3 protein-coding genes and 2 pseudogenes are annotated in these 5,238 nt (G+C 69.2%); 1 reads left to right on the top strand and 4 read right to left on the bottom strand.

All coding sequences use genetic code 11. The features are described 5' to 3' along the window. The 3 genes and pseudogenes from G3O06_RS46425 to G3O06_RS46415 all read right to left on the bottom strand — a co-directional run. Positions 1 to 552, bottom strand: a pseudogene (locus G3O06_RS46425) (AraC family transcriptional regulator); the annotation flags it as partial. Between the two features lie 199 nt (positions 553 to 751). Continuing rightward, the gene (locus tag G3O06_RS46420) at positions 752 to 1,294 is read right to left on the bottom strand and encodes a hypothetical protein (RefSeq protein ID WP_205820098.1); all 543 of its coding nucleotides are present in this window, start codon (positions 1,292 to 1,294) and stop codon (positions 752 to 754) included. A 260-nt stretch (positions 1,295 to 1,554) separates the two neighbouring features. After that, positions 1,555 to 3,081 (bottom strand): aldehyde dehydrogenase family protein, encoded by a 1,527-nt coding sequence (locus G3O06_RS46415; protein WP_174916759.1) that lies wholly within the window; start codon positions 3,079 to 3,081, stop codon positions 1,555 to 1,557. A gap of 322 nt (positions 3,082 to 3,403) precedes the next feature. On the opposite strand from G3O06_RS46415, the gene G3O06_RS46410 reads away from it, so the two are divergent. Further along, positions 3,404 to 3,832: a pyridoxamine 5'-phosphate oxidase family protein gene (locus tag G3O06_RS46410; protein ID WP_241020594.1), complete on the top strand. Its 429-nt coding sequence runs from the start codon at positions 3,404 to 3,406 to the stop codon at positions 3,830 to 3,832. A 99-nt stretch (positions 3,833 to 3,931) separates the two neighbouring features. Here G3O06_RS46410 and G3O06_RS46405 read toward each other — a convergent pair. Beyond that, a pseudogene (locus G3O06_RS46405) lies at positions 3,932 to 5,146 on the bottom strand (MFS transporter); the annotation flags it as partial. Positions 5,147 to 5,238: the final 92 nt, after the last annotated feature.

Raw genomic sequence — 5,238 nt, 5'->3', positions numbered from 1 at the left:
GCCGAGCAGCGCACACAGGCGCGCGAGCCGCGCATCGCCGACCTGCATCACGCGTTGCGTGAACAGCCGCTCGTCGAGCGCGCAGCGCTCGACCTCCTCCGCATAGCGGCGCAGCACGTCGCCGCGCACGACGACGCCGTAGATCGAGAACTGCGCGGGCGTCACCAGCTCGAATTCGACGTTGCCGGGCCGGAACGCGAGGGCACCGGGCCCGATGCGGCACGCATCGACGCGCGCCGTGCCGTCACTCACGAGCGGGATGCCGAACCAGTACGCATCGCCGCGCACCTCGCACGCCTGGCGCAGCAGGTGGCTCGTCGATTCGCGAAACAGCTTCATCGTGTCGAGCGGCAGCTCGGTCAGCGTGCCGACGAAGCGGCCAGCCGCCAGCTGGTCGTAGGTCTGCCGCCAGCCGATCAGGTTGCGCGCCTGCTCGTCGGCGTCATGTGCGACGCTGACGACCGCCTGCCCGGCCAGCGCATCGTCACCCTGCGCGTTGCGCCGCGTGTCTTCGGCCGTCGGTTCTTCGCTGTACGCCACGTGTTGGTCCATCGTGTCCTCCCTCACCTGCCCGGAACCGCGCCTGTCACGCAAGTCCCGTGCCGAACCGCGCGGTCCGGCGAACAGCCCGTCATTCCACGCTGCCCGGCCGGTACGCGCCATCCGGGCGCACCCGAACGCGGCGCGCCGCGCACGCCGCCGGTGCGATCCGCGCGACGACCGCGCATGCTCGATGCCCCGCCTTTGCCGGCTACCCGGCCGGCCTCAGCCGCACGACCCGCGTGCCGCAGTTGCCGTACGCCTGCGCGACCGCCAGCTCGACGATCGCCCTGCCCGCCGGCCAGGGCGCGGCGTCCGCGTCCGGCAGATCGGCACGCAGCGTCGCGCGACCGTTGATCCGGTAGCGGATACCGCGCACGAAATCGACGAACAGCAACCCGACGCCGCTGCCATCGCACGCCGCCGCGTCGATCCGGCCACCGTCGCCGGAAGCGGGCAACGCGAACCGCAGCGTCTTCGTGTCGATCACGCGGACGACCGGCAGCAGATCGCCGTTCGCGTCCCGCATGCTCTGCACGATGTCGCAGGTCACGGATGGATGCGACCCGGATGCGATGCCGACGAACATGAACGGCTGCGACTCGACGAACTGCCGCACGCCGATGCTCACGCGCGTCGTCACCACGTCGCTCATCTGCTCGGCTTCGTCGGCCACGCCGAAGCGGTGCTGCGCGTCGAGTTCGCCCGCGTGAAACACGGGGTGGCGCGGAAAGGATCGGGGCGGTTCTGCCATGCTGGTTTCTGTCGCACGCATCGGCGCACCGTGCCGCCGCGAGATTGCGGCTGCCGGTATCGTGTCCGGCGCGGGATGCGGCGATGCGCGGCCCGCGCCGGGTGTCGAATGTCGAAGTCGAAAATGGCGAAGTGCCGGACGACCGGCGTCGGCGCATCGCATCCACGCGACGCACCACGCCCGTCATCACCGGCAACCGGGGACGGCCGGCCTGCGCTGCACTGCCGGCCGCCCCCGGCGCTTCGCCACCGCTGCGGCGATCAGAAGAACCCGAGCGCCTCGGCCTGGTAGCTCACCAGCAGGCACTTCGTCTGCTGATAGTTCGACAGCGCCATCTTGTGCGTCTCGCGGCCGATCCCCGACTGCTTGTAGCCGCCGAACGCCGCGTGCGCGGGATACAGGTGGTAGCAGTTGGTCCACACGCGGCCGGCTTCGACCTCGCGGCCCATCCGGTACGCACGCGTGCCGTTGCGCGTCCACACGCCCGCGCCGAGCCCGTAGAACGTATCGTTCGCGAGTTCGATCGCGTCCTGCTCGTCCTTGAACGTCATCACCGACGCGACCGGCCCGAAGATCTCTTCCTGGAACACGCGCATCTTGTTGTTGCCGAGCAGCATCGTCGGCTTCACGTAGTAGCCCGTGCCGAGTTCCGCCGCCGGTGCCGTGCGCTCGCCGCCCGTCAGGCATTGCGCGCCTTCGCCGCGGCCGATGTCGATGTACGACAGGATCTTGTCGAGCTGCTGCTGCGATGCCTGCGCGCCGATCATCGTCTGCAGGTCGAGCGGGTGGCCGGCCTTGATGCGCTCGACGCGTGCGACGGCCTTCTCGATGAACTTCTCGTAGATCGATTCCTGGATCAGGATCCGCGACGGGCACGTGCACACTTCGCCCTGGTTCAGCGCGAACATCGCGAGCCCTTCGAGCGCCTTGTCGAGGAACGCGTCGTCCTGGTCGAGCACGTCGGCGAAGAAGATGTTCGGGCTCTTGCCGCCCAGTTCGACTGTCGACGGGATCAGGCTGTCGGCCGCGGCGCGCAGGATGTGCTTGCCGACCGGCGTCGAGCCCGTGAACGCGATCTTCGCGATGCGCTTGCTGGTCGCGAGCGCTTCGCCCGCTTCCTTGCCGAAGCCGTTCACGATGTTGATCGTGCCGGCCGGGAACAGGTCGCCGATCAGCTCCATCAGCACCAGCACCGACGCGGGCGTCTGCTCGGCCGGCTTCATCACCACGCAGCAGCCGGCCGCGAGCGCCGGCGCGAGCTTCCATGCGGCCATCAGCAGCGGGAAGTTCCACGGGATGATCTGGCCGACGACGCCGAGCGGCTCGTGGAAGTGATACGCGACGGTGTTGTCGTCGATTTCGGAGATGCCGCCTTCCTGCGCGCGAATGCAGCCCGCGAAGTAGCGGAAGTGGTCGACCGCGAGCGGCAGGTCGGCCGCCATCGTCTCGCGCAGCGGCTTGCCGTTGTCGATCGTCTCGGCCACGGCCAGCAGCTTCAGGTTCTTTTCCATCCGGTCGGCGGCGGCGAGCAGCAGGTTCGCACGCTCGGCTACCGACGTCTTGCCCCACTTGCGGCGCGCGGCATGCGCGGCGTCGAGCGCCAGCTCGATGTCGTCGGCGCCCGAGCGCGGCACGCGGCAGAACGGCTGGCCGTTGATCGGCGACACGTTCTCGAAGTACTCACCTTTCACCGGCGGAACCCACTTGCCGCCGATGTAGTTGTCGTATTGCTGACGGTACGGGTATTCGACGTCGAGGCCCAGTTGCTTCAGGTCAAACGGGTTCATACATGTCTCCTGTTCATCGTGCTTGTGTGAGTACAGCGCCGGTTGGAATTGCGCTGCCCTCGTTTACGCAACATGCGTGCCAAACAGGACGGAAGCGCGGCGACCACGGCCGGCCCGAGCACGCGCCGTGCCGTGTTCACCGATGCAGCATGGCGGGTGTGCCGATTCTGAACAGCGTGGTTGCGCAGCGTGCCGGGCAGCTGTTCGAAATTTCCACAGTGCGCTGATGCGCCTGCATGCGGACGCCGGCCGCGATGCGTGGCATGTCGCTTGCGTGCGCAATGCGCATTCCCACGCAACGGCGCGTGCGCCGGACCACAACATGAACGACTGCGGCCCCCTGACCGACGACGCCATCGCGTTCATCCGCGAGCAGGCGTTCCTGATCGTCGCGACCGCCGACGCCACCGGCAACAGCGACTGCTCGTACCGCGGCCGCCAGCCACGCGCGGACGGCTCGTTCGAGCCGCTCGTCGACATGCCCGACCGCCGCACGCTCGTGCTGCCCGACTTCGCGGGCAACAACCTGTTCAACACGATCGGCAACCTGCTCGTGAATCCGGCCATCGCGCTGCTGTTCGTCGACTTCGTGCGCCAGACGACCTGGCTCGTGCAGGGCCGTGCAACGATCGACGACGATGCGGCAAGCCGTGCGCATCAGTGGCCCGATGCGCGACGCTATGTGGTGGTTGAAGTGGAACAGGCGCAGGCACGGGCGGATGCGGCGCTGCCGCCGCTGGTGCTGGCGTGATGCGCGTGACGGATCGTCAGCGTGCGAATGCAGCGACGACGCAACAGGAAGGCGCTCCGGCCACCGTGACCGAAGCGCCCAGACGCGATAACTCGACGCTCAACGCCCGTGCGTCTCCGCACAAGCCGCTTCGATCCGGCTGCGCACCCGTACGTCGGCATGAGTGTGCCCGCCGGTGTCTTTACCCGCTTCGGCAGCCACCCGCCGCCCACCGAGAAACGCGAACACCACCACCGCACACAGCACCGTAACGACCGCCAGCCCGATCAGCAACCGATCGAACGCATGCGTGTAACTCGCGAGCAGCGCCGCATGCCCGATACCCGGCAGCGCGGCCGCCGCACCCGCGAGATCGCCGGTTGCGAGCCGCGCGGCTGCACGCAGCGTCGCGTCGGGCGTGCCGGCGGCACCAGCCGCCTGCGTCAGCCCCGTCCGCGCGAGCCCGGCCAGCACCGCGCCGACGATCGCGAGCGCGATCCCCTCGCCGGCCACGCGCGTCGTGCTGAAGATCCCCGTCGCCATCCCCGCGCGCTCCTTCGGCACGACGCTCACCGACAGTCCGTCCATCAGCCCCCACGGCATGCCGGCCCCGACGCCGATCATGAGCATCGGCGCGATCGCCGCGGCCCCCGCGCCGCCGTGCAGCGCGATGCCCAGCCACACGAGCCCGGCTGCCGCGATCAGGAGCCCGAGCCCCGAGATCACACCGGCCGACAGCCAGCGCGTGAGCGTCGCCGCGACGAGCGGCACGACCAGCATCGGCGCGGAAATCGCGAGCATCAGCCAGCCGGCGACGATCTCGCTGAAGCCGTCGATGCCGATGAAGCGCAGCGGCAGCACGACGAGCAACACGATGTAGCAGCAGCAGGTCGACACCGGCAGCACCTGCACGCCGACGAAGCGCGCGATCCGGAACAGCGACAGGTCGAGCATCGGCCGGGCAACGCGCGTCTCGATCGCGACGAACGCACAGGCGCCGAGCGCCGCGCCCGCCAGCAGTGCGATCACCAGCGGGCTCGTCCAGCCGCGCGCGGGCGCCTCGATCACGCCGAACGTGAACAGCGTCAGCGCGGTGGTGAACGCGGCCGTGCCGGGCCAGTCGAGCCCCGTCGCGCGGGGGTCGCGCGACTCGTGCATGCGCGGCAGCCCGAAGACGAGCGACAGCCCGCCAGCCACCGCGCTGGTCACGAAGATCGCACGCCAGCCGTAATGCCCGATCAGCACGCCGGCGAGCACGGGCCCGAACGCGAGCCCGATGCCGAAGGTCGTGCCGAGCAGGCTGAATGCGCGCGTGCGCGCCGCGCCGTCGAACTCCTAGACCGGAAGAGCGTCGTGTCGGGAAAGAGTGGGAACTATCGTGTCCACGTCGTAGGTGGGCGTCGCACGACAAAAAGACCACATAACCA

It is taken from the genome of Burkholderia sp. Ac-20345 (assembly GCF_017104825.1).
Taxonomy (GTDB): domain Bacteria; phylum Pseudomonadota; class Gammaproteobacteria; order Burkholderiales; family Burkholderiaceae; genus Burkholderia; species Burkholderia lata_B.
Note: the sequence above shows the minus strand (reverse complement) of the source record. Positions and strands in the feature narration are given on the sequence as shown.